The sequence below is a fragment of the Saccharopolyspora montiporae genome, assembly GCF_015209505.1.
GTDB lineage: Bacteria > Actinomycetota > Actinomycetes > Mycobacteriales > Pseudonocardiaceae > Saccharopolyspora > Saccharopolyspora montiporae.
This window is the reverse complement of the sequence record NZ_JADEYC010000005.1, coordinates 178,746-202,732: the sequence shown is the minus strand read 5'-3', so window position 1 is coordinate 202,732 and position 23,987 is coordinate 178,746. Positions and strand designations below refer to the sequence as shown.

The 23,987-nt window shown below is 72.0% G+C and carries 21 protein-coding genes; 9 read left to right on the top strand and 12 right to left on the bottom strand.

Going from position 1 to position 23,987, the window contains the following annotated elements; all coding sequences use genetic code 11:
• Nucleotides 1-82 precede the first annotated feature (82 nt).
• Complete coding sequence (locus IQ251_RS03340; RefSeq protein ID WP_193926912.1) at nucleotides 83-1,051, top strand: quinone oxidoreductase family protein; 969 nt, start codon at nucleotides 83-85, stop codon at nucleotides 1,049-1,051.
• Between the two features lie 22 nt (nucleotides 1,052-1,073).
• Here the strand turns inward: IQ251_RS03340 and IQ251_RS03335 are convergent, their stop codons facing one another.
• Both IQ251_RS03335 and IQ251_RS03330 read right to left on the bottom strand, forming a co-directional pair.
• Nucleotides 1,074-2,018: a DUF2157 domain-containing protein gene (locus IQ251_RS03335; protein WP_193926911.1), complete on the bottom strand. Its 945-nt coding sequence runs from the start codon at nucleotides 2,016-2,018 to the stop codon at nucleotides 1,074-1,076.
• Nucleotides 2,019-2,081: 63 nt separating this feature from the next.
• Nucleotides 2,082-3,017 carry a heme o synthase gene (locus IQ251_RS03330; protein ID WP_193926976.1) on the bottom strand — a complete coding sequence of 312 codons (936 nt, stop codon included), beginning with the start codon at nucleotides 3,015-3,017 and terminating at the stop codon, nucleotides 2,082-2,084.
• A 519-nt stretch (nucleotides 3,018-3,536) separates the two neighbouring features.
• Between IQ251_RS03330 and tkt the strand changes: the two genes are divergently transcribed.
• From tkt to IQ251_RS03295, 7 genes are all read left to right on the top strand, one after another.
• Nucleotides 3,537-5,606: a transketolase gene (gene tkt / locus IQ251_RS03325; protein WP_193926910.1), complete on the top strand. Its 2,070-nt coding sequence runs from the start codon at nucleotides 3,537-3,539 to the stop codon at nucleotides 5,604-5,606.
• A gap of 14 nt (nucleotides 5,607-5,620) precedes the next feature.
• Nucleotides 5,621-6,727, top strand: a complete 1,107-nt coding sequence (gene tal / locus IQ251_RS03320; RefSeq protein WP_193926909.1) for a transaldolase — start codon at nucleotides 5,621-5,623, stop codon at nucleotides 6,725-6,727.
• Nucleotides 6,728-6,978: 251 nt separating this feature from the next.
• Nucleotides 6,979-8,601: a phosphoglucose isomerase-related protein gene (locus IQ251_RS03315; protein WP_193926908.1), complete on the top strand. Its 1,623-nt coding sequence runs from the start codon at nucleotides 6,979-6,981 to the stop codon at nucleotides 8,599-8,601.
• Nucleotides 8,598-10,136 (top strand): glucose-6-phosphate dehydrogenase, encoded by a 1,539-nt coding sequence (gene zwf, locus IQ251_RS03310; protein ID WP_193926907.1) that lies wholly within the window; start codon nucleotides 8,598-8,600, stop codon nucleotides 10,134-10,136. Before IQ251_RS03315 ends, zwf begins: the two co-directional genes overlap by 4 nt.
• Nucleotides 10,133-11,074, top strand: coding sequence for a glucose-6-phosphate dehydrogenase assembly protein OpcA (gene opcA / locus IQ251_RS03305; RefSeq protein ID WP_193926906.1), 942 nt, complete (start codon nucleotides 10,133-10,135; stop codon nucleotides 11,072-11,074). Before zwf ends, opcA begins: the two co-directional genes overlap by 4 nt.
• Nucleotides 11,071-11,847, top strand: a complete 777-nt coding sequence (gene pgl, locus IQ251_RS03300) for a 6-phosphogluconolactonase (protein WP_193926905.1) — start codon at nucleotides 11,071-11,073, stop codon at nucleotides 11,845-11,847. The genes opcA and pgl overlap by 4 nt, the downstream gene beginning before the upstream one ends.
• A gap of 135 nt (nucleotides 11,848-11,982) precedes the next feature.
• Entirely contained in the window at nucleotides 11,983-13,191 is a 1,209-nt protein-coding gene (locus IQ251_RS03295; protein ID WP_193926904.1) for a glycoside hydrolase family 10-like protein, read from the top strand.
• 34 nt (nucleotides 13,192-13,225) lie between these two features.
• Here IQ251_RS03295 and rraA read toward each other — a convergent pair whose 3' ends face one another.
• The 10 genes from rraA to uvrC form a co-directional block, all read right to left on the bottom strand.
• A complete protein-coding gene (rraA, locus tag IQ251_RS03290) occupies nucleotides 13,226-13,699 on the bottom strand; it encodes a ribonuclease E activity regulator RraA (RefSeq protein WP_193926903.1) in 474 nt (157 codons plus the stop codon).
• 138 nt (nucleotides 13,700-13,837) lie between these two features.
• Nucleotides 13,838-14,182, bottom strand: a complete 345-nt coding sequence (locus IQ251_RS03285; RefSeq protein ID WP_193926902.1) for an RNA polymerase-binding protein RbpA — start codon at nucleotides 14,180-14,182, stop codon at nucleotides 13,838-13,840.
• A gap of 54 nt (nucleotides 14,183-14,236) precedes the next feature.
• A complete protein-coding gene (secG, locus tag IQ251_RS03280; protein ID WP_193926901.1) occupies nucleotides 14,237-14,470 on the bottom strand; it encodes a preprotein translocase subunit SecG in 234 nt (77 codons plus the stop codon).
• Nucleotides 14,471-14,669: 199 nt separating this feature from the next.
• On the bottom strand, nucleotides 14,670-15,455 hold the full coding sequence (gene tpiA / locus IQ251_RS03275; RefSeq protein WP_193926900.1) for a triose-phosphate isomerase: 786 nt from the start codon (nucleotides 15,453-15,455) through the stop codon (nucleotides 14,670-14,672).
• Between the two features lie 2 nt (nucleotides 15,456-15,457).
• Nucleotides 15,458-16,660: a phosphoglycerate kinase gene (locus IQ251_RS03270; protein WP_193926899.1), complete on the bottom strand. Its 1,203-nt coding sequence runs from the start codon at nucleotides 16,658-16,660 to the stop codon at nucleotides 15,458-15,460.
• 130 nt (nucleotides 16,661-16,790) lie between these two features.
• Nucleotides 16,791-17,801, bottom strand: a complete 1,011-nt coding sequence (gene gap, locus IQ251_RS03265; protein WP_193926898.1) for a type I glyceraldehyde-3-phosphate dehydrogenase — start codon at nucleotides 17,799-17,801, stop codon at nucleotides 16,791-16,793.
• A gap of 222 nt (nucleotides 17,802-18,023) precedes the next feature.
• The gene (gene whiA / locus IQ251_RS03260; RefSeq protein ID WP_193926897.1) at nucleotides 18,024-19,010 is read right to left on the bottom strand and encodes a DNA-binding protein WhiA; all 987 of its coding nucleotides are present in this window, start codon (nucleotides 19,008-19,010) and stop codon (nucleotides 18,024-18,026) included.
• The gene (locus tag IQ251_RS03255) at nucleotides 19,001-19,957 is read right to left on the bottom strand and encodes a gluconeogenesis factor YvcK family protein (RefSeq protein WP_193926975.1); all 957 of its coding nucleotides are present in this window, start codon (nucleotides 19,955-19,957) and stop codon (nucleotides 19,001-19,003) included. The genes whiA and IQ251_RS03255 overlap by 10 nt, the downstream gene beginning before the upstream one ends.
• Nucleotides 19,958-19,983: 26 nt before the next feature.
• Entirely contained in the window at nucleotides 19,984-20,862 is an 879-nt protein-coding gene (rapZ, locus tag IQ251_RS03250; protein ID WP_193926896.1) for an RNase adapter RapZ, read from the bottom strand.
• Complete coding sequence (uvrC, locus tag IQ251_RS03245) at nucleotides 20,859-22,910, bottom strand: excinuclease ABC subunit UvrC (protein ID WP_193926895.1); 2,052 nt, start codon at nucleotides 22,908-22,910, stop codon at nucleotides 20,859-20,861. The genes rapZ and uvrC overlap by 4 nt, the downstream gene beginning before the upstream one ends.
• A 130-nt stretch (nucleotides 22,911-23,040) precedes the next feature.
• Here uvrC and IQ251_RS03240 point away from each other — a divergent pair, with 130 nt between their 5' ends.
• Nucleotides 23,041-23,979, top strand: coding sequence for an MBL fold metallo-hydrolase (locus IQ251_RS03240; RefSeq protein WP_370591173.1), 939 nt, complete (start codon nucleotides 23,041-23,043; stop codon nucleotides 23,977-23,979).
• Nucleotides 23,980-23,987: the final 8 nt, after the last annotated feature.

Below are 23,987 nucleotides of genomic sequence, written 5' to 3'. Positions count from 1 at the left end.
AGGTTGATCTCGCCCGGTTGCCGGATTGTGCGGGTATGCGGTTGAGTTCCAGTGCGCTGGACGACACGACGCGGAGGTGGACATGCGCGCGATCCGGGTGACCGGGAACGGAGGACCGGAGGTCTTGGAGGTCGCCGAGGTCGACCGGCCCAGCCCGGAACCGCACCAGTTGCTCGTCCGGGTGGCCGCGGCGGGAGTCAACTTCATCGACACCTACCAGCGCAGCGGTGTCTACTCGATGACGCTGCCGTTCACACCCGGTTCCGAAGGCGCGGGCGAGGTCGTGGCGACCGGGTCGGCGGTGACCGGATTCGCCCCCGGTGACCGCGTCGCCTGGGCCATGTCCCCGGGCAGCTACGCCGAGCACGCGCTCGTGGACGCGACCAAGGCGGTGCACGTGCCGGACGGCATCGACGACCGCACCGCCGCAGCAGCCGCGCTGCAGGGCATGACCGCGCACTACCTGATCACCTCCACGTACCCGGTGCGCACCGGGGAGACGGCCCTGGTGCACGCGGCGGCTGGCGGCATGGGGCTGCTGCTCACCCAGCTGATCAAGGCGCGCGGCGGCATCGTCGTGGGCACCACCTCGACCGCCGAGAAGGAGCGGATCGCCCGGGACGCGGGCGCCGACGAGGTCATCCGCTACACCGAGGCCGATGTCGCCGAGCAGGTGCGCGAACTGACCGACGGGCGCGGTGTGGACGTGGTCTACGACGGCGTCGGGCGCACCACCTTCGACGGCAGCCTCGCCAGCCTGCGTCCGCGCGGGGTCCTCGCGCTCTACGGGGCGGCCAGCGGTCCGGTCGAGCCCGTCGACCCGCAGCGGTTGAACTCGGCGGGCTCGGTGTTCCTCACCCGGCCGAGCCTCGCGCACCACATCCTGACCCGCGCGGAACTGGAGTGGCGGGCCGGCGAGGTCTTCCAGTGGATCGAGGACCGCGCGCTGCGGATCAGCGTCGGCGGCAGCTACCCGCTGGCCGAGGCGCAGCAGGCGCACCGCGACCTGGAGGGCCGCCGCACCACCGGGAAGCTGCTGCTGGAGCCGTGATCCACACCAGGCGGTGCCGGGCTCAGCCGCGCCGACCGTGCCACTGCAGGCCGGCACCGCCCACCGCCAGCAGCACGGTGCCCGCGATGAGCACGATCAGCGGGGCGCTGAGCGCACCCCCGGTCCAGTCCCACACTGCCTCGGGCACCGCCACGGTCATCCCGACGACGCCGCCGGTGAGCAGCACCGGATCGCGCCGCACGAAGGTCGCCGCCAAGCAGGCGAGCGCGACGCAGGCGGTCAGCGCATAACCCCAGGCGCCACCCTCGGACGCCGGCCACTGCGCCCCGACCAGCGCCAGCAGCACACCGAGCACCACCGCGGTGCGCCCGGCCGGAGCACCCACGCGCCCGAGCACCACCCACAGCGCGCCGAGCAGCACGAACACGGCGGACACGACCAGCGCGTGCTCCCCCGCACCCACCTGGTCGAGCACCGCGGCGGCCAGCGCGATGCCGAAGGCCCACGTCACCAGCACCCCGGGCACGGAGCCCAGCAGCAGGTACCCGGCCAGCGCGAGCGCGGTCCCGGTCGCCGACCAGGGCAGCTCACCCGCGACGCCGCCGGCCGCGACGTCCACCGCACCGGCTGCGGCGGGGGCGGCCAGCGCGAACAGGACCGCCACGATCCGCGCGCGCGGACCGGGCGCCAGCGAGCGCAGCCCGCGCGGTCCGCCGCCCAGCCAGGTCCCGGCTCCGAGCAGCAGCACCGCGGCAAGCGCCAGGAGCAGGATCTTGCCCGGATCGCCGAGCTGCGCCCAGTTCAAGCCGAACAGCAGCAGCGCCCCGCCGAGCACGAGCGCACCGCCGAGGTAGCCGAGCAGCTCCCAGACCCCGCCGTGCGGGCGGGCCGCATCGGGGCGATCGAGCTCGGACAGCACCCGGCGTCCCTGTTCCGCGGTGAGCTCGCCACCGGCGACCAAGTCGTCGATGCTGCTGCGCTGCTGAGCGGACAATCCGCGGGACACCGGACCACCTCCACGGAGCAGGCTAACGCTCCGGCGATCCTCGGGACGAGGTGCTCGGCGGCGTCAGACCGGCCAGCCGAGGACCGGCAGGCCGAACGCCGCGTCCACGCCCAGCGCCACGCACACGATCATCAGGTAGGTGTTGGACATGTGGAACAGCCGCATCGGCTTGGTCGGCACGCCCCGCTTGGTGCTGCGGTGCAGCCGGTGCGCGAGGACGAGGAACCACGCGCCGCTGAGCGCGGCGAAGCCCGCGTACACCCAGCCGGCCGCCGGGACCAGCAGCAGCGTCCACGCCACCATCAGCCAGCTGAACAGCACGATCTGCCGGGACACGTGTGCGGGTTCGGCGAGCACGGGAAGCATCGGCACCCCGGCGCGCGCGTAGTCGTCCTTGTACTTCATCGCCAGCGCCCAGGTGTGCGGCGGCGTCCAGAAGAAGACGATCCCGAACATCACCAGCGCGGGCCAGTCCACCCGGCCGGTCACCGCGGCCCAGCCGATCACCACCGGCATGCACCCGGCGGCACCGCCCCACACGATGTTCTGCACCGTGCGGCGCTTGAGCACCAGGGTGTAGACGAGGACGTAGAACAGGATCGTCGCCACGGCCAGCACCCCGGCCAGCAGGTTCGCCGAGAGCCACAGCCACAGGAACGACCCCGCGCCCAGCGCCAGGCCGAACAGCAGCGCGTGCCGGTTGGACACCGTGTGCCGGACCAGCGGGCGCGCCCGGGTCCGCTTCATGACCTGATCGATGTCCGCGTCGGCCACGCAGTTGAGCGCGTTGGCGCTGCCCGCGGCCATCGTTCCGCCGATCAGCGTGTTCAGCACCAGCCACGGCGACGGGATGCCGCGCTCGGCGAGCAGCATCGCCGGGATCGTGGTCACCAGCAGCAGCTCGATGACCCGGGGCTTGATCAGTCCCAGGTAAGCCTTCAGCAGCTCGGCGGGACGCCGAGCGTGCCGTGTCCGGGGGGCGTCGGCGACGGTGGTCACGACGCTGCGCTCACCGACGGCATAGCACTCCTTGGCGGGTCGACGATCGGGCCTGCCGCGCCGCCAGGCGCGCACAGCGGCTCCGGGGCGTGCGGAACGGGCCGCAATGAATAGTAGGCGCGCTACGGGAGCGCCACTCGCGCGGGTGGTCACCAGCCCGGCAAGACCGATCAGCCCGGTGGCTGGGCTCACAGCAGGTCACCGGTAGCCTGAACGGGCCTTCGCTGGCCGTCGGCGGGTCCGCGCGAACGTGCGCGCACCACCCACCGGACGGTGCCGAGCACGGTCCCGCGGCACCGCGGGCGACCACCCGCACGCCCGGCACGAACCCGCGCCGCATCCGCTTGCGAGGGTGGAACAACATCAATTCAGACGGGTCGACAACCGCCCGATCGGGCAGGACTACGCTGCCCGCGGGACGAGGGATAACCGCGGAACGAATTCGGTCGCGACCGCATTCACCGCGCCGAGGGAAAAACTGGAGCTGCGTCCGTGTCCGTCACCGACGATCTTGACCGCTTGACCACCAAGCGACTCCCCGAAGACTGGACCGAGCTGGACCAGCGCGCCGTGGACACCGCGCGCGTGCTGGCCGCCGACGCGGTGGAGCACTGCGGCAGCGGCCACCCGGGGACCGCGATGAGCCTGGCCCCGACCGCATACGCCCTGTTCCAGCGCGTCATGCGGCACGACCCCAGCGACCCCAGCTGGATCGGCCGCGACCGGTTCGTGCTGTCGGCGGGCCATTCGAGCCTGACGCTGTACCTGCAGCTGTTCCTGTCCGGTTACGGACTGCAGCTGGACGACATCAAGCAACTGCGCAAGTGGGGTTCCAAGACCCCCGGCCACCCGGAGTACGGGCACACCGACGGCGTGGAGACCACCACCGGTCCGCTGGGCCAGGGCCTGGCCACCGCGGTCGGCATGGCCATGGCCGCCCGTCGCGAGCGGGGGCTGCTGGACCCGGAGACCGCTGCGGGCAGCAGCGTGTTCGACCACGACATCTACGTGATCGCCTCCGACGGGGACATCGAGGAGGGCATCACCTCCGAGGCGTCCTCGCTGGCCGGTACCCAGCAGCTGGGCAACCTCGCGGTGATCTACGACGCCAACGAGATCTCCATCGAGGACGACACGCGCATCGCGCTGTCCGAGGACACCGCCCGCCGCTACGAGTCCTACGGCTGGCACGTGGTCACCGTGCACGGCGGTGAGGACGTCGCCGGCTTCCTGGAGGCCATCGAGGCCGCCCGCGCCGACGACCGGCCGAGCCTGATCGTGCTGCGCACGGCCATCGGCTACCCGGCCCCGACCAAGACCAACAGCGGCAAGGCGCACGGTGCCGCGCTGGGTGCCGACGAGGTCGCCGGGGTGAAGGAAGCGCTGGGCTTCGACCCGGAGCAGTCCTTCCAGGTCGACGACGCGGTGCTGGCGCACGCCCGCCGGGTCGCCGATCGCGGCCGCGCGGCCCGCGCCGAGTGGCAGGACCGCTTCGACGCGTGGGCCGCCCAGAACCCCGAGCGCAAGGCGCTGCTGGACCGGATCAGCACCCGCGAGCTGCCGGACGGCTGGGAGCAGAAACTGCCGACCTGGGAGGCCGACGGGAAGGGCATCGCCACCCGCAAGGCTTCCGGTGAGGTGCTCTCCGCCCTGGCCGACGTGCTGCCGGAGCTGTGGGGCGGTTCGGCCGACCTGGCCGAGAGCAACAACACCACGATGAAGGGCGTCGACTCGTTCGGCCCGCAGTCGATCTCCACCGGTACCTGGTCGGCCCAGCCCTACGGCCGGACGCTGCACTTCGGCATCCGCGAGCACGCCATGGGCGCGATCCTCAACGGCATCGCGCTGCACGGCGGCACCCGCCCGTACGGCGGCACCTTCCTGATGTTCAGCGACTACATGCGCCCCGCGGTGCGGCTGGCCGCGCTGATGCAGACCCCGGTCGTGTACGTGTGGACGCACGACTCGATCGGTCTGGGCGAGGACGGCCCCACGCACCAGCCCATCGAGCACCTGGCCGCGCTGCGCGCGATCCCCGGGTTGTCCGTGGTGCGTCCCGGCGACGCCAACGAGACCGCCGCGGCGTGGAAGGCCGTGCTGGAGGACACCAGCGGCCCGGCCGGTCTGGCGCTGACCCGGCAGGGCGTGCCGACGCTGGAGGGTACCGACGCCGAGGGGGTGGCCAAGGGCGGCTACGTGCTGGCCGAGGCCGACGGCGGCACCCCGGAGGTGGTGCTCATCGGCACCGGGTCCGAGCTGCAGCTCGCCGTGGAGGCCAGGAAGATCCTGGAGGCCGATGGCGTTGCAACCCGTGTGGTCTCCATGCCGTGCGTCGAGTGGTTCGATGCGCAGGACGCCGGGTACCGCGCGCAGGTGCTGCCGTCCTCGGTGCGGGCCCGGGTGGCCGTCGAGGCGGGCATCGCGATGCCGTGGCAGCGGTTCGTCGGCGACGCCGGCGAAGTCGTGTCCATCGAGCACTTCGGCGCCTCGGCCGACTACAAGACGCTGTTCGACGAGTTCGGGTTCACCGCCCAGGCCGTGGTGGACGCGGCTCGGCGGAGCCTGAACACCGCATCCGGCAACGCGTGAGCGGAGGGAATCCCGTGACCACCAACCCGAACCTCAGGGCGCTGAGCGAGGCAGGGGTGTCGATCTGGCTGGACGACCTGTCCCGCCAGCGGATCAACTCCGGCAACCTCGCCGAGCTGATCTCCGACTACGACGTGGTCGGCGTGACCAGCAACCCGACCATCTTCGCATCCGCGCTGGCCAACGCCTCGGACTACGCGGAGAAGGTCGGTGAGCTGGCCGCCCGCGGCGCGAGCGTCGACGACGCGATCCGCGAGATCACCACGAACGACGTGCGCGACGCCGCCGACGTGTTCCGGGACGTCTACGAGCGCACCGGCCGGGTCGACGGCCGGGTCTCGCTGGAGGTCGACCCCCGCCTGGCGCACGACACCGAGCGCACCGTCGCCGAGGCCGTCGACCTGTGGAAGGCGGTCGACCGGCCGAACCTGATGGTCAAGATCCCGGCGACCCAGGAGGGGCTGCCCGCGATCACCCGCACCCTGGCCGAGGGCATCAGCGTCAACGTCACGCTGATCTTCTCCGTGCAGCGCTACCGGGAGGTCATGGACGCCTTCCTGGCCGGGCTGGAGAAGGCCAGGAGCAATGGGCACGACCTGTCCACGATCGCCTCGGTGGCGTCGTTCTTCGTGTCCCGCGTGGACACCGAGATCGACAAGCGGCTGGAGAAGCTCGAAGGCGGCGAGCAGCTGCGCGGCAAAGCGGCGATCGCCAACGCCCGCCTGGCCTACGCGGCCTTCGAGGACGTCTTCGGCAGCGACCGCTGGCAGGCGCTGGCCGCCGAGGGGGCCAAGCCGCAGCGGCCGCTGTGGGCCTCCACCGGCGTGAAGGACCCGTCCTACTCCGACACCCGCTACGTCGACGGCCTGGTCACCCCGAACACCGTCAACACGATGCCGGAGTCGACGCTGTTCTCGGCCGCCGACCACGCCGACGTGCAGGGCGACACCATCCGCGGGACGGCCGCCGAGTCGCAGCAGGTCTTCGACGACCTGGCCGCGGCCGGCATCGACCTGGACGACGTGTTCGCCGTGCTGGAGAGCGAAGGCGTGCAGAAGTTCGAGAAGTCCTGGGACGAGCTCCTGGAGACGGTCAAGGGCCAGCTCGACCAGGCCCGATGAGCTCCTCCGGGGCATGACCCGCAGGCCGGTCCGGGTCGCGCACGACTGCCGTGCCGACCCGGATCGGCCACACTGTGGTCGCAGCAGCCGGTTTCCGCCCACGCGGGGTCCAGCGCCGCACCTCCACCGGTGCTGCCGGCCGAACACCAGCGCCGATCGGGTGCGCGATGTCCCGCAGGCGCGGCCGTTCGGCCCGCCCGGGACCGCAGAGCCAGTGGTTGGAACACATCATCGAGCGCTGAAGGAACTGCATGGCAAGCGACATCTCCGTGGACATCCCCGATGAAGCGCTGGCGGCCGAGTCCGGCCCGCTGGTCGAGCGGCTGACCGCAGACGGGGTGGGCGGCGCGCTCGCCGCCCAGGACCCGTCGCTGTGGGGGCCCGAGGCCGAATCCGAGGCGGCCGTGCGGTTGTCCTGGACGAACCTGCACGAGACCTCGCGCCCGCTGGTCGCCGAGATCGAGGCGCTGCGCGCCGAGCTGCACGCCGAGGGCCTGGACCGTGTCGTGCTGGCAGGCATGGGCGGATCCTCGCTGGCCCCCGAGGTGATCGCGGGCACCGCGGGCGTCCCGCTGACCGTGCTGGACACCACCGACCCCGCCCAGGTCGCCGATGCGCTGGCGGGCGACCTGGACCGCACGGTGCTGGTCGTCTCGTCGAAGTCCGGCACCACGGTGGAGACCGACAGCCACCGGCGGATCTTCGAGAAGGCTTTCGCCGACGACGGAATCGATCCTGTGACCCGGATCATCGTCGTCACCGACCCCGGCTCGCCGCTGGCGGAGGTCGACTGCCGCGCGGTGTTCACCGCGGATCCGAACGTGGGCGGGCGCTACTCGGCGCTGACCGCGTTCGGCCTGGTCCCGGCCGGGCTCGCCGGCGCCGACATCGCGACGCTGCTCGACGAGGCCACGACCGCGCACCGTCGGCTGAGCAGCGGCTCCGCGGACAACCCCGCGGTGCGGCTGGCCGCGGCGCTGGGTGCCGCGCACGCGACCGGCGCCGAGAAAGTCGTGTTCGCCGACACCGGATCCGGCATCGCCGGGTTCGGCGACTGGGTGGAGCAGCTCATCGCCGAGTCCACCGGCAAGGACGGCACCGGGCTGCTGCCGGTGGTCGTCGAGGGCGAGCAAGCCACCGGTTTCGCCGACGCCGCCGACGACGCCACCCCGGTGGCGATCGGGCCCGCGGTGACCGGGACGCAGCTGGCGACCTCCGGCCCGCTCGGCGGCATGTTCCTGCTCTGGGAGTTCGCCACCGCGATCGCGGGCAGGCTGCTGGGCATCAACCCGTTCGACCAGCCGGACGTGGAAGCGGCCAAGAAGGCGGCCCGCTCGCTGCTGGACGGCCCCGCGGGCGGCCCCGCGCTGACCCCGGTCCTGGTCGACGGGCCCATCGAGGTGCACACCGCGGGCAACTGGATGTCCGCGGGCACCACCACGGTCGGCGACGTGCTGCGCCTGTTCCTGGGCACCGCGCCGACGAGCGGCTACCTGTCCGTCCAGGCGTACCTGGACCGGCTCGACGACGCCTCGACCGCCGTGCTGCGGCCCGAGCTGGGCAGGCGCAGCGGGCTGCAGACGACCTTCGGCTGGGGCCCGCGGTTCCTGCACTCCACCGGCCAGTACCACAAGGGCGGCCACCAGAACGGAATTTTCCTGCAGATCACCGGCGCCTCCGACGCGGACCTGGAGGTCCCCGGCCGCCCGTACTCGCTCGGCGGTCTGCAACGTGCGCAGGCTCTCGGCGACGGCCAGGTGCTCGCCGAGCTCGACCGGCCGGTGCTGCGCCTGCACCTCACCGACCGCGCCGCCGGGTTGGTCGAGCTGGTCAAGGCCGTGCAGGGCCTGCCGTCCGGAGGAGGAACCGCGTGAGCTCCGCACAGGAAGACTGGACCAATCCGCTGCGCGATCCGCGGGACAAGCGGCTGCCGCGGATCGCCGGGCCGTGCGGTCTGACGATCTTCGGCGTGACGGGCGACCTGTCACGCAAGAAGCTGATGCCGGCCATCTACGACCTGGCCAACCGCGGCCTGCTGCCGCCCGCGTTCTCGCTGACCGGGTTCGCCCGGCGCGACTGGGCCGACCAGGACTTCGGCCAGGTCGTCTACGAGGCGGTCAAGGAGAACGCGCGCACCCCGTTCTCGCAGACGGTGTGGGACCGGTTGGCTGACGGGTTCCGGTTCGTGTCCGGCTCGTTCGACGACACCGAGGCGTTCGACCAGCTGGCCCGGACCGTCCGCGAGCTCGACCAGGACCGCGGAACCGGCGGCAACCACGCCTTCTACCTGTCCGTGCCGCCTTCGGCCTTCCCGACCGTGCTCACCCAGTTGTCCCGCTCCGGGCTGGCCGATCCCAAGGACGACAGCTGGCGCCGGGTGGTCATCGAGAAGCCGTTCGGGCACGACCTGAGCAGCGCCCAGCACCTCAACCGGATCGTCAACGAGGTCTTCCCCGAGGACTCGGTGTTCCGCATCGACCACTACCTCGGCAAGGAGACCGTGCAGAACCTGCTGGCGCTGCGCTTCGCCAACCAGCTGTTCGAGCCGATCTGGAACGCGCACTACGTGGACCACGTGCAGATCACCATGTCCGAGGACATCGGGCTGGGTGGTCGCGCGGGCTACTACGACGGCATCGGCGCCGCCCGCGACGTCATCCAGAACCACCTGCTGCAGCTGCTGGCGCTGACCGCGATGGAGGAGCCGGTCTCCTTCTCCCCGCAGGCGCTGCGGGCCGAGAAGCTCAAGGTGCTCTCCGCGACCAAGCCGGTGGGGCCGTTCGACGAGACCACGGCGCGCGGGCAGTACACCGGCGGGTGGCAGGGCGGGTCGCTCGTCCCCGGGCTGCACGAGGAGGGCGGTTTCGCGTCCGACTCGACCACCGAGACCTACGCCGCGATCACCCTGGAAGTGGAGAGCAGGCGGTGGGCCGGAGTGCCGTTCTACCTGCGCACCGGCAAGCGGCTGGGCCGCCGGGTCACCGAGATCGCGGTGATGTTCAAACGGGCGCCGCACCTGCCGTTCGACAGCACGATGACCGAGGAGCTCGGGCAGAACGCCTTGGTCATCCGCGTGCAACCGGATGAGGGCGTGACCGTGCGGTTCGGCGCGAAGGTGCCGGGCACCTCGATGGAGGTGCGCGACGTGACCATGGACTTCGGCTACGGGCACGCGTTCACCGAGTCCTCCCCGGAGGCCTACGAGCGGCTGATCCTGGACGTGCTGCTCGGCGAGCCGTCGCTGTTCCCGGTCAACGACGAGGTCGAGCGCTCCTGGGAGATCCTGGACCCGGTGCTGGACCACTGGGCCGCGGGCGGTCGGCCGGAACCGTACAAGGCCGGGACCTGGGGCCCGCCCTCGGCGGACGCGATGATGGCCCGCACCGGACGCAGCTGGAGGCGACCTTGATCGTCGATCTTCCGTCGACCACGACCTCGCAGGTCAACAAGCAGCTCGTCGAGCTGCGCGAGTCCGGTGGCGCGGTGGCGCTGGGCCGGGTGCTGACCCTGGTGATCGTCACCGGGGACGGCACCGAGGTGGAGACCGCGATCCAGGCCGCCAACGAGGCCAGCCGCGAGCACCCGTGCCGGGTGATCATGGTGGCCAGCGGCGCGCGTCAAGCGGCGCCGCGGCTGGATGCGCAGATCCGCGTGGGCGGGGACGCGGGCGCCTCCGAGGTGATCGTGCTGCGGCTGTACGGACCGCTGGCCGGCGAGGGCGCCGGCTCGGTGGTCCCGCTGCTGCTGCCGGACGCACCGGTGGTGGTGTGGTGGCCGACCGACGCCCCGGACGTGCCCGCTGAGGACCCGATCGGCGCACTGGCGCACCGCCGGATCACCGACTCGGCCGCCGAGGTCGAGCCGATCCGCGCGCTGCGCAAGCGGGTCGGCTCCTACGTGGAAGGGGACACCGACCTGGCCTGGACACGGCTGACGTCCTGGCGCGCCGTGCTCGCCTCCGCGCTGGACCTGCCGCCGTACGAGGAAGTCACCTCGGCGACCGTCACCGGTGCCTCGGATTCGCCGTCCACGCACCTGCTGGCGTCCTGGCTGGCCACCAACCTGGACGTCCCGGTGCGCCGGGAGCACTCCGCGGGGCAGGGGATCTTGTCCGCGGTGCTGGAGCGCCCGTCCGGCGCCGTGGAGCTGCACCGCCCGGACGGCAAGGTCGGCCTGCTCACCCAGCCCGGGCAGCCGGAGCGCCGGGTGGCGCTGCAGCGCAGGGAAGTGCGGGACTGCCTCACCGAGGAGCTGCGACGACTGGATCCGGACGAGATCTACGAAGCGACGCTGCACGGGCTGGACAAGATCGCCGACGACGCCGCCGAACCGGAGGTGTCCCGATGAGCGAGGCGCACGCGGCTCCCCGCGTGTTCGTGCACGCCGACGGCGATGTGCTCGCCGCCGCTGCCGCCGCGCGGCTGATCACCGCGCTCGTCGACGCCCAGGCCGCGCGTGGTTCGGCCTCGGTGGTGCTCACCGGCGGCAGGACCGGGACCGCCGTGCTGGAGCAGGTGCGGGCCTCGCCCGCGCGGGACGCGGTCGACTGGGCCGCGGTGGACGTCTTCTGGGGCGACGAGCGCTTCCTGCCGCGCGGTGACCCGGAGCGCAACGAGACGCAGGCGCGGGCGGCGCTGCTCGACCACGTGCCGGTCGACCCGGAGCGGGTGCATCCGATGGCGGCCGCGGACGGCAGGTTCGGCGCGGACGCCGACACCGCGGCGGCGCACTACGCGGAAGTGCTGGCGGCTGCTGCGGGCAGCGGCAGCGGTGCGGCCGTGCCGGAGTTCGACGTGCTGCTGCTCGGCGTCGGTGAGGAGGGGCACACCGCCTCGCTGTTCCCGGACACGCCCTACGTCCGCGAGCAGGAGCGCGCGGTGGTCGGGGTGCACGACTGCCCGAAGCCGCCGCCCACGCGCATCTCGCTCACGCTGCCCGCCATCCGGGCGGCCGCGCAGGTGTGGCTGATGACCACCGGGAGCGGCAAGGCCGGTCCGGTCGCCGCTGCGCTCTCCGGCGCCGATCCGGTCGCGATCCCGGCGGCGGGGGCCCTGGGCCGCTCCCGTACCTGCTGGCTGCTGGACGCGTCCGCAGCCGCGGAGGTCCCCGGACGGCCCTGAGCGCGGAACGTCCCCGCGTCGCGGACGCGGGGACGTTTCATCCGGATCTCGACGTGGTCGGCGGCCTCGACGCGAGGGGTCACCGCGGTCGTACCCTGTAGCGCACACCTGGTGATCACGTCGAAGGTGGGCGTAATGACGCGCATGCAGCGCATCCGGCGGATCCGGTCCGACCTGCTGGCCCTGGCGCTGGCCTCGGTGGCCGCACTGCTGGGGGTCATCGGCACGGGCGGTGCGGCGGCGGTGGAACCGACGGCGCGGATGCGCGGGATGTGGATCGCCAGCGTGCACAACACGGACTGGCCCGCCCCGTCGGACGATTCGGTGCACGAGCAGCGCGAGCACTACCGGCGGTTGCTCAACGAGGCGGCGGATTCCGGGCTGAACTCGGTGTTCGTGCAGGTCCGGCCGACCGCCGACGCCTTCTGGCCGTCCCCGCACGAGCCGTGGTCGCAGTGGCTGACCGGTGAGCAGGGTCGCGATCCCGGTTACGACCCGCTGCGGTTCCTCGTCGAGGAGACCCACCGGCGCGGGATGCAGTTCCACGCGTGGTTCAACCCGTTCCGGATCAGCACCGGCGACGACCCGGCGCAGCTGGTCCCCGAGCACCCGGCCCGGCAACACCCGGAATGGACCTTCCGCTACGGCGGGGAGCTCTACTACGACCCGGGCGTCCCGCAGGTCCGGGAGTTCGTCACCGACGCGATCACGCACGCGGTGCAGAACTACGATGTGGACGGCGTGCACCTGGACGACTACTTCTACCCGTACCCGGTCGAGGGCGCGGAGCTGCCCGACCGGGACACCTTCGCCCGCTACGGCGACGGATTCGATTCGATCGAGCAGTGGCGCCGGTCCAACGTGGACCGGTTCGTCGCCGACCTGGACGCGCGGGTGCACCGCAGCGCACCGGAAGCGGAGTTCGGCGTCTCCCCGTTCGGCATCTGGCGCAACGCGGACAGCGATCCGGCCGGTTCGCCCACCTCCGGGATGGAGTCGTACTCCGACCAGTACGCCGACACACGCAAGTGGGTCCGCCGCGGCTGGGTCGACTACATCGCGCCGCAGCTGTACTGGCCGCTGGGGCACGCCGACGCCGACTACGCCGCGCTGGTCCCGTGGTGGTCGCGAACCGTCTCGGGCACCGACGTCGACCTCTACATCGGCCAGGCCGCGCACCGGGTCGGCGATCCCGGCTGGACCGACCCGGGTGAACTGTCCGCGCACCTGACGCTGAACCGGGACCACCCGCCGGTGAGCGGTGACGTGTTCTTCAGCGCGACCTCGCTGACCACCAATGCGCGAGAGGCGTTCGAGCGGCTCGTCGCCGAGCACTACCGCTGAGCACCGACGGGCGCCCGCACGGCGCGTCCCGGCGTCAGGGTTCGTCGACGACCACGACCCCGTCGGAATCGGCGAGCAGGTACTCGCCCGGCACGAACCGGATACCGCCCAACTCGACCACCTCGTCGGTCGTGCCCGCACCGGTTTTCGTGCTCTTGCGGGGATTCGTGCCCAACGCCTTGACCCCGAAGTCCATCTCGGACAGCACGGCGGAATCGCGCACCGCGCCGTTGACGACGATCCCGCTCCAGCCGTTGGAACGGCCGAGCTCCGCGATGACGTCGCCGACCAGCGCGGTGTGCAGCGAACCGCCGCCGTCGATCACCAGCACCTGGCCGCCGCCCGGCCCGGACAGGACTTCCTTGAGCAGCGCGTTGTCCTGCTCGCACACGACCGTGCGGATCCGGCCGCCGAACGACCGGCGTCCGCCGATGTCGCGGAACTGCACGTCGCAACTGCGGGTCTGCGAACCTTCCCGGTCCGCGAGATCGGCAGTGGACAGGTCCATCGATCCTCCTGCGCCCGTGGGGTTGGGTGACCCGCGAGCCTAGCCGGTGCGGCGCGGCGCGGACTCCACCGCGCGATCAACGCCACATGCCGGATGCGGCCTTCCGGGAAGGAGGTGCCGACCGGATCCGCGGGCGACTCAGCGGCCCCGGCGCTCCCGGAGCCTGCCGAGCGCCTCGTCGAGGATGGCCGTGCTGTCGGCCTCGCTGCGCCGCTCCTGGACGTAGGCCAGGTGGCTCTTGAACGGCTCGTTGCGGCGCGCGGCCGGCGGATCGTCCGGATCCTGACCTGCGGGCAGCCCGCAGCGCGGGCACTCCCACTCCGCGGGGACCTCGGCGTCCGCGGCGAACGACGGCCGCACGCGGTGCCCGTTCGTGCACCAGTAGTCGATCCGCTTGCACGGCGCGGACTCCCCGCGCTCGGCCTCGCCGACCACGGGGCCGGAGCCCACGCGCGTCCCGCGGATCGCGTCACCGCCGGTCATCCGTCCTCACCCACCACGCGCCCGGGGTCGATCGGTCGGTGCTGCACCGCCCGGTCAACCGAGTTTGATCAGCAAACCGACCCCGACGATGGAGATGACCCAGAGCGCGATGACGAACAAGGTCATCCGGTCGAGGTTCTTCTCCGCGACGCTGGAACCGGCCAGGTTGGACTGCATCCCGCCGCCGAACAGTGAGGACAGGCCGCCGCCCTTCGCCTTGTGCAGCAGCACCAGCAGGACCAGCAGCATACTCGTCGCGATCAGCATGATCTGCAGGAAAAGAGTCATCACGTCCTCGTTCGCACAGCGGGTCGCAACTCAGCGTACCGGCACCCCGACGGCCTGTGGATCACCGACCACCCGTTCGCCGCCAAGGACCGTCTCACAACCCCGGCGCACCGCGGCCCGCCGGGGTCGCGGATCGCCACGGCGGGTGACCGGCGCGGTCCGGGTCCGAAAGCGGTGGCCGCCCCGGACCCGGTGCACCTCAGGGCAGCGGACCGCCCGCGGCCATGGCGCTCATCTTGGCGAACTCGTCACCGTTGAGGCTCGCGCCACCCACCAGGGCGCCGTCCACGTCCTCCTCGCCGAGGAGCTCACCGATGTTGCTCGACTTGACCGAACCGCCGTAGAGCACGCGCACCTCCTCGGCGATCTCCTGGCCGTACTTCTCGCTCAGTGCCCGGCGCACCGCCGCGCACACTTCCTGCGCATCCTGGGCGGTGGCGACCTTGCCGGTGCCGATCGCCCACACCGGTTCGTAGGCGATGACCACCCCGCGCACCTGCTCGGCCTTGAGGCCCTTGAGCGCGTTGATGACCTGGGCCGTGCAGTGCTCGACGTGCTCGCCGGACTCGCGCACGTCCAGCGCCTCGCCCACGCACAGGATCGGCGTCATCTCGTGCTTGAGCGTCGCGCGGACCTTCTTGTTCACGACCTCGTCGGTCTCGGCGTGGTGCTCGCGGCGCTCGGAGTGGCCTACCACGACGTAGTCGCAGCCGAGCTTGGCCAGCATCGGACCGGACACCTCACCGGTGTAGGCACCCGACTCGTGCTCGGAGATGTCCTGCGCACCGTGCTTGAGCAGCAGCTTGTCCCCGTCGATGAGGGTCTGCACGCTGCGGATGTCGGTGAACGGCGGCAAGACCGCCACCTCGACCTTGCTGAAGTACTTGGCGGGCAGCGCGAAGGCGACCTTCTGCACCAGGGCGATCGCCTCCAGGTGGTTCAGGTTCATCTTCCAGTTGCCCGCGATCAGCGGCTGCCTGGCCATCGTCAGTTCCCACCTTCCAGCACGGCTACCCCGGGCAGGTCCTTGCCTTCCAGGTACTCCAGCGACGCCCCGCCGCCGGTCGAGATGTGCGAGAACCCGTCCTCGGGCAGCCCGAGCGACCGCACCGCGGCTGCGGAGTCCCCGCCGCCGACGACGCTGAACGCGTCCGAGTCGACGATGGCCTGCGCGACACCGCGGGTGCCGGCGGCGAACGCCTCGAATTCGAACACGCCGGCCGGACCGTTCCAGAACACCGTCTGCGCGCCGCCGAGGATCGCGGCGAACTCCCCGACGCTGCGCGGACCGATGTCCAGGCCCATCCAGCCGTCCGGGATGGCCTCGGCGGACACCACCCGGTGGTCGGCGTCCGCGGCGAACCGGTCGGCGACCACGACGTCCACCGGCAGCACCAGCTTGTCGCCGTGCTCGGCCAGCAGCGCCCGGGTCGACTCGATCTGGTCCTCCTGCACCAGCGAGGACCCGATGCCGTAGCCCTGGGCGGCCAGGAACGTGTAGGCCATGCCGCCGCCGATGAGCAGCTTGTCCACCTTGGGCAGCAGCGCCTGGATCACGGCCAGCTTGTCCGAGACCTTGGAACCGCCCAGCACCACGGCGTACGGGCGCTGCGGGTCACCGGTCAGCGTGCGCAGCACCTCGACCTCGGACAGCACCAGACCGCCTGCGTAGCTGGGCAGCAGCTCGGCGATGTCGTAGACCGACGCCTGCTTGCGGTGCACCACGCCGAAGCCGTCGGAGACGAACGCCGCGCCGTCGCCGACCAGGGCGGCCAGCTCACCGGCGAGCGCTTCCCGCTCGGCGTCGTCCTTGCTGGTCTCGCGCGGGTCGAACCGGACGTTCTCCAGCACGGCCACACCGCCATCGGCCAGTCCGTCGACCGCGGCCTTCGCCGAGCCGCCGACGAGATCACCGGCCAGGGCGACCTCGGTGCCCAGCAGTTCACCCAGCCTGCGGGCGACCGGCGCCAACGAGTACTTCGGCTCCGGCGCCCCCTTCGGACGGCCCAGGTGCGCGGTCACGACCACCTGCGCGCCTGCCTCGGCGAGCTGGGAGATGGTCGGCAACGAGGCCCGCACCCGACCGTCGTCGGTGATCCGGTCGCCGTCCAGCGGAACGTTCAGGTCGGCGCGCACCAGCACGCGGCGACCGCGGACGCCCGCGGACAGCAGATCGTCGAGATTCTTCACGTCTGCTCCTCGCAGGGGAGAAAGAACCCGCACGAGCCGTGGCGGACCACCGGCTCGTGCGGGTACTCGGAATGCTGGTTCGTGCGCTGCCCGCGTCCGGCCGCAGCGGACCGGGAGCGGGGCGGCGGGATCATGCCAGCTTCTTGCCCACCAGGTTGACCAGGTCGGCCAGGCGGTTGGAGTAGCCCCACTCGTTGTCGTACCAGCCGACGATCTTGACCTGGTTGCCGATGACCTTGGTCAGCGGCGCGTCGTAGATCGTGGAGTGCGGGTCGGTGACGATGTCGGTGGAGACGATCTCGTCCTCGTTGTACTTGAGCACGCCCTTGAGCTGCCCGTCGGCGGCGGCCGCCTTGAACGCCTCGTTGACGCTCTCCACGGTCGCCGAGCCGCGCACGGTCGCGGTGAGGTCGGTGACCGAGCCGGTCGGCACCGGAACGCGCATCGCGTAGCCGTCCAGCTTGCCGTTGAGCTCGGGCAGGACCAGGCCGATCGCCTTGGCGGCACCGGTGCTGGTGGGCACCACGTTCAGCGCGGCGGCCCGGGCGCGGCGCAGGTCCTTGTGCGGGCCGTCCTGCAGGTTCTGATCGGCCGTGTAGGCGTGCACGGTCGTCATCAGGCCCTCGTCGATCCCGAAGGTGTCGTTGAGGACCTTGACCATCGGCGCCAGGCAGTTGGTGGTGCACGAGGCGTTGGAGATGATGGTCTGCGAACCGTCGTACTTGTCGTCGTTGACGCCCAGCACGACCGTGAGGTCCTCGCCCTTGGCCGGGGCGGAGATGATGACCTTCTTGGCGCCGCCCTCGTCGACGTGCTTGCGGGCCGCGTCGGCCTGGGTGAACAGGCCGGTCGACTCCACGACGACGTCGACGCCGAGGTCGCCCCAGGGCAGCTTGCCCGGGTCCTTCTCCGCCAGGATCTTGATCAGCTTGCCGCCGATCTCGATGCCCTCGCCGGTGGCCTTGACCTCCTCACCGAGCCGGCCCAGCACGCTGTCGTACTTGAGCAGGTGGGCCATGGTCGCGACATCGCCCAGGTCGTTGGCGGCCACGATCTCGATGTCGTGATCACTGGCGGCCGCGGCCCGCCAGAAGTTCCGCCCGATCCGACCGAAGCCGTTGATGCCTACGCGAACTGTCACGCCGATCTCTCCTCGTGACTGACCCGGCCGACGACGCGGCGGGTGGAGGTTGACTGTCTCGGTTTCACCCTATCTGCCTGCGATGGGCGCGCACGCGGATGGGCGGGCAGCCCCGAGCACGTCCGCGGCCAACCGCGCCTGCGCGGGTTCGCCGCAGCACAGCCGACCCGCACCCGGGTGATCGACCTCTCTGCACCGGTCCCGTACCGGGCGACCGAGCGCTCACGCCTCGGCTTCGAGCATCTCCTGCGTCACGGCCGACTCGGTGTCCGGAAGGCCCAGTTCCCGGGCGCGCTTGTCGGCCATCGCCAGCAGCCGCCGGATGCGCCCGGCGACCGCGTCCTTGGTCATCGGCGGGTCGGCCAGCTGGCCCAGCTCTTCCAAGGACGCCTGCCGGTGCGACAGCCGCAGCTTGCCCGCCACGGACAGGTGCTCGGGGGCCGTCGGGCCGAGCAGGTCCAGCGCCCGCTCCACCCGGGCCGCGGCGGCCACCGCCGCGCGCGCCGAGCGGCGCAGGTTGGCGTCGTCGAAGTTGGCCAGCCGGTTGGCCGTGGCCCGGACCTCGCGGCGCATCCGCCGCTCCTCCCAGGCCAGCACGCTGGAGTGCGCGCCCAGCCTGGTCAGCAGCGCGCCGATCGCGTCGCCGTCGCGCACCACTACCCGGTCGGCGCCGCGCACCTCGCGCGACTTGGCCTGCACGCCGATCCGCCGCGCCGCGCCGACCAGCGCCAGCGCCGCTTCCGGGCCGGGGCAGGTGACCTCCATCGACGAGGAGCGCCCGGGCTCGGTCAGCGATCCGTGCGCCAGGAACGCCCCGCGCCAGGCGGCCTCGGAATCGCACTCGCCGCCGGAGACCACGTGTGCGGGCAGCCCGCGCACCGGGCGTCCGCGCGGGTCCAGCAGCCCGGTCTGCCGGGCGAGGCCTTCGCCGTCCTTGACCACGCGCACCACGTACCGGGTGCCCTTGCGCAGCCCGCCCGAGGTGATCATGTGCACGTCGGAGTGGTGCCCGAACAGCTCGTGGACGTCCTTGCGCAGCCTGCGCGCCGTGGAACCGCTGTCGAGCTCGGCCTCGACGACGACCCGGCCCGCGACTATGTGCAGCCCGCCCGCGAAGCGCAGCAACGAGGACACCTCGGCCCGCCGGCAGCACGTCTTGGTCACCGACAACCGGCTCAACTCGTCCTTGACCGCTGCGGTCATCGCCACCGGTCCGTCCTCCTCTCCAGTGCGGCCCGCAGACTCGCCGCGAGCGCAGTCGGATCGTGCCGACCCGGCACGGCGGGCGCGGCGATCTTGTCGAGCAGAGTCTGCGCACCCAAGCTCGCCGCCGCAGTGCGAAGTCGATCAGGAGTGGGCACCGACGCAGTGTCCGCCAGCACCGCATCGACCCCCAGCCGGGGGGCGTGCTGGGAGAGTACGTCCAGGTGCTGCTCCGGCGAGAAGCCCGCCGTCTCGCCCGGCTGCGGAACGAGGTTGAGCACCACGAACCGCTGGGCAGGCGTGCTGACCAGGGCTTCGTGCAACTCCGGGAGCAACAGGTGCGGCAGCACGCTGGTGAACCAGGACCCCGGGCCGAGCAGGACCAGATCGGCCTCCTGAACGGCCTGCACGGCCGGCGGACACGCCTGCACCTCCCCCGATCCGGAGGTGTCCAGGCGTACCTGTTTCACCCGACCGGGGGTGCTCGCGATGGCCACCTGCCCCCTGATCGTGCGTACCGCGTCCGGGTCTGAGTCCAGGCCCACCACGTCCGCCGCCATGTCCAGCGGCCCGGTGGACATCGGCAACACCCGGCCGCGCACGCCCAGCAACCGGCACGCGTGGTCCAGGACCTGCACCGGGTCGCCGAGCACGTCCAGCAGCCCGGCCAACACCAGGTTGCCCACCGCGTGCCCGGCCAGCGCCCCGTTGCCGCCGAACCGGTGCTGGAACAGCCCCGACCACAGCTCGCCGTCCGCGTCCTCGGCGGCCAGCGCAGCCAGCGCCTTGCGCAGATCGCCCGGCGGCAGCATGCCCAGCTCCTGGCGCAACCTGCCGGACGAACCGCCGTCGTCGGCCACTGTCACCACCGCGGTCACGTCCGGGGTGATCCGCCGCAGCGCCGCCAGCGTGGCCTGCAGCCCGTGCCCGCCACCGAGCGCGACCGCGCGCAGCGGTGCCCCGTCCTCGCCGGCTCCGCTCACTCGCGCCCCAAATCCCGATGCACCGTCTTGACGACCATCCCGTCGTCCTCGGCCAACCTGCGCGCCAGTTCCTCGGTCAGCGCGACGCTGCGGTGCTTGCCGCCCGTGCAGCCCAGCGCCAGCGTGAGATAGCGCTTGCCCTCGCGGTGGTATCCGGACCCGACCAGGCGCATCAGGTGCCGGTAGCTCTGCATGAACTCCTCGGCCCCCTCCTGGCCCAGCACGTAGTTGCGGACCTCCTCGTCCAGCCCGTTGTGCTCGCGCAGCTCCGGGATCCAGAACGGGTTCGGCAGGAATCGGCAGTCCATGACCAGGTCTGCGTCCATCGGCAGGCCGTACTTGTAGCCGAAGGACAGCACGGTGACCCGGGTTCGCGTGCTCGCCTCGGTGCCGAACGCGTCCTCGATCTTGGACCGCAGCTGGTGCACGGACAGGCCGGTCGTGTCCAGCACCAGGTCCGCCTCCGAACGCAGCGGGGACAGCAGCGACCGCTCGGCGGCGATGCCGTCGGCGAGCCTGCCCTCCCCCTGCAGCGGGTGGCCACGACGCACCTGCTCGAACCGGCGGATCAGCACGTCGTCGGTGGCCTCCAGGAACAACACCCGCGGCTTGTACCCGCGGGCGTCCAGGTCCTTGATCACCGCGCCGAGGTCGTCGGTGAACGCCCTGCTGCGCACGTCCATGACCACGGCCACCCGGGTGATCGCGCCGCTGGAGCGCGCCCCCAGCTCGACCATCGTGGCGATCAACTCCGGCGGCAGGTTGTCCACCACGAACCAGCCCAGGTCCTCCAGGCACTTGGCCGCGGTACTGCGTCCCGCACCGGACAGGCCGCTGACCACGGCGACCTCGATGCCCGACTGCTCCTCGCTCACTGACTCTCCCCTTCAGTGGTCCTCGGTCCCGGACCCCTCCCGGGACCGGCTGCCTGCTGTCCGGCTCCCCCGCCGGACGCCAACGCGGCGTGCACCGTCTCGGCAGTCTGCCGTCCGATGCCCGGCACGGCGGCGATCTCGGCCACCCCGGCCTGCCGGAGCTTCTTCACCGAGCCGAAGTGCTTGAGCAGCGCGGCTTTGCGCGTCTGCCCCAGCCCGGGAATGTCGTCCAGCGCGGACGCTTTCAGCCGCTTGGACCGCTTGCTGCGGTGGTAGCTGATCGCGAACCGGTGCGCCTCGTCGCGGACCCGCTGCAGCAGGTACAGCGCCTCGCTGCTGCGCGGCAGCACGACCGGGTCCGGATCCCCGGGCAGCCAGATCTCCTCCAGCCGCTTGGCCAGCCCGACGACGGCGACATCGGTGACGCCCAGCTCGGTCAGCGCGTCGGCCGCGGCATTGGCCTGCGGGCCGCCACCGTCGATGACCAGCAGGTTCGGCGGGTAGGAGAACTTGCGGGGCTTGCCGGTCTCCGGATCGATGCCCGGTGCGGACGCCCCCTCGGCGCCCTCCGCCCCCGGCCCGGCGTCCGGTGCGGGGACCGCGTCGTGCTCGGCCGAGTGCCCGGTCTCGGCGAGGTAACGCGCGAACCTCCGCCGCACCACCTCGCTGATCGAACCCACGTCACCGCCCTCGGCACCGCCGCGGACGTCGAACCGCCGGTACTCGGACTTGCGCGGCACCCCGTCCTCGAACACCACCAGCGAGGCGACCACATCGCTGCCCTGCACGTGGCTGACGTCGATGCACTCGACGCGCAGCGGTGCCTCGTCCAGGCCCAGCGCTTCCTGCAGCTCCTGCAGCGCGGCCGAGCGCGCGGTCAGATCGCCCGCACGGCGCAGCTTGTACTGCTGGAACGCCTCCCGTGCGTTGCGCTGCACCGTCTCCAGCAGGGCCCGCTTGTCGCCGCGCTGCGGCACCCGCAACCGCACCTTGCTGCCGCGGACCTGCCCGAGCCAGCCGGTGATCGTCTCCGCGTCGTCCGGCAGCTGCGGGACCAGGACCTCCCGCGGGACCGGGACGCCCCCGGAATCGGCCTGCTCGGCCAGCGCCGCCTGCTCGCCGTAGAACTGGGTGAGGAACCGGCTGGTGAGCTCGGCGATGCCGGTGTCGTCCACCTTGTCGATGACCCAGCCGCGCTGGCCGCGCACCCGGCCGCCCCGCACGTGGAACACCTGCACCGCGGCGGCCAGTTCGTCCTCGGCGAAGGCGACCACATCGGCGTCGGTGCCGTCCCCGAGCACAACCGCCTGCTTGGCCATCGCCGTGCGCAGGGCTTCGAGGTCATCGCGCAGTCGCGCGGCGCGTTCGAACTCCAGCTGCTCGGAGGCCTCCTGCATCGCCTTGTCCAGCCGTTTCACCAGCTGGTCGGTCTGCCCGGACAGGAAATCGCAGAAGTCCTCGACGATCGCCCGGTGCTCGTCGGCGTCCACCCGCCCCACGCACGGCGCCGAACACTTGCCGATGTAGCCGAGCAGGCAGGGCCTGCCGATCTGCGCGTGCCGCTTGAACACCCCTCCGGAGCAGGTGCGGGCCGGGAACACCCGCAGCAGCAGGTCGAGCGTCTCCCGGATGGCCCAGGCGTGCGAGTACGGGCCGAAGTAGCGCACGCCCTTGCGCCGCGGGCCCCGGTAGACGTGCAGCCGCGGGTACTGCTCGTTGAGGGTGACCGCCAGCACCGGGTACGACTTGTCGTCGCGGTAGCGGACGTTGAACCGCGGGTCGTACTCCTTGATCCAGGAGTACTCCAGCTGCAGCGCCTCGACCTCGGTACCGACCACGGTCCAGGTCACGCCCGCCGCGCTGGTGACCATCTGCCGGGTGCGCGGGTGCAGGCCGGCCAGGTCGGCGAAGTACGACGAGAGCCTGCTGCGCAGGCTCTTCGCCTTGCCGACGTAGATCACCCGGCCACCGGCGTCGTAGAACCGGTACACGCCGGGGGCGTCCGGGATCGTGCCGGGAGCGGGTCGGTAGGTGGACGGGTCGGCCACGCCCCCACCCTACGTGCGCACCCGTCGGTCCCGGTCCCGGCGGGCGGGACCACCCGGGTGTCGACTGGGCAGCCGGCACCGCCTGTGCCAGCATGATCACGCTTCGGCAGTACCTGCGGAGGGGGCGATCGTGAAGACCGAGCACACCGATCCGGATCGCGCGACGCTGACCGAGCTCGCCGGTGGGATCCACGCCTGGGTACAACCGGACGGCTCGTGGTTCATCAACAACGCCGGCGCGATCGCCGACGAACGCGGGATCGTGCTCGTCGACACCTGCGCCACGGCCGCGCGCACCCGGCGCTTCCTGGACGCGGTGGACGAGGCGAACGCGTCCGCGCCGATCCGCTACGCGGTCAACACCCACCTGCACGGCGACCACACCAACGGCAACGCGCTGCTGCCCGAATCCGCGGTCGTCATCGGACACACCGCCACCCGCGAGGCGATGCTGCGCGAGGCGCTGCACGATCGGCTGCACGAAGTCTGGGACCCCGCGCCGGACTGGGGCATCAGCAGCTACCGGGCGCCGGACCTGGCGCTGCACGGCGACCTCACCCTGCACACCGGCCGGCACCGGGTGGAGCTGCAGCACCCCGGGCACCCCGCGCACAGCCCCGGCGACGTGATCGCCTGGGTCGCGGACGAGGGGGTGCTGTTCGCCGGGGACCTGCTCTTCCACGGGGTGACCCCGCTGGTCATCTCCGGCTCGGTCGAAGGCGCGCTGCGCTCGCTGGACTGGCTGGCCGGATTCCCGGTGACGTCCGTCGTTCCCGGGCACGGACCGGTGATCAGCGGGTCCGCGTTCGCCAGGGTGCTGGAGGACCACGCCCGCTACTACCGGTTCGTGCTGGACACCGCGCGGCGCGCCCGGGCCGACGGGCTCGACCCGCTGCAGGCGGCGCGGGACGCCGAGCTCGGCGAGTTCGAGCACTGGCCGGACCAGGAGCGGCTCGTGCTGAACCTGCACCGCGCCTTCGCCGACGCCGACGACACCGACCCGGATCCGGATCAGGCGTTCGGCGACGCCATGGAGTTCAACGGCGGACGCCTCAGCTGCGGCGCCTGAACCCGCGG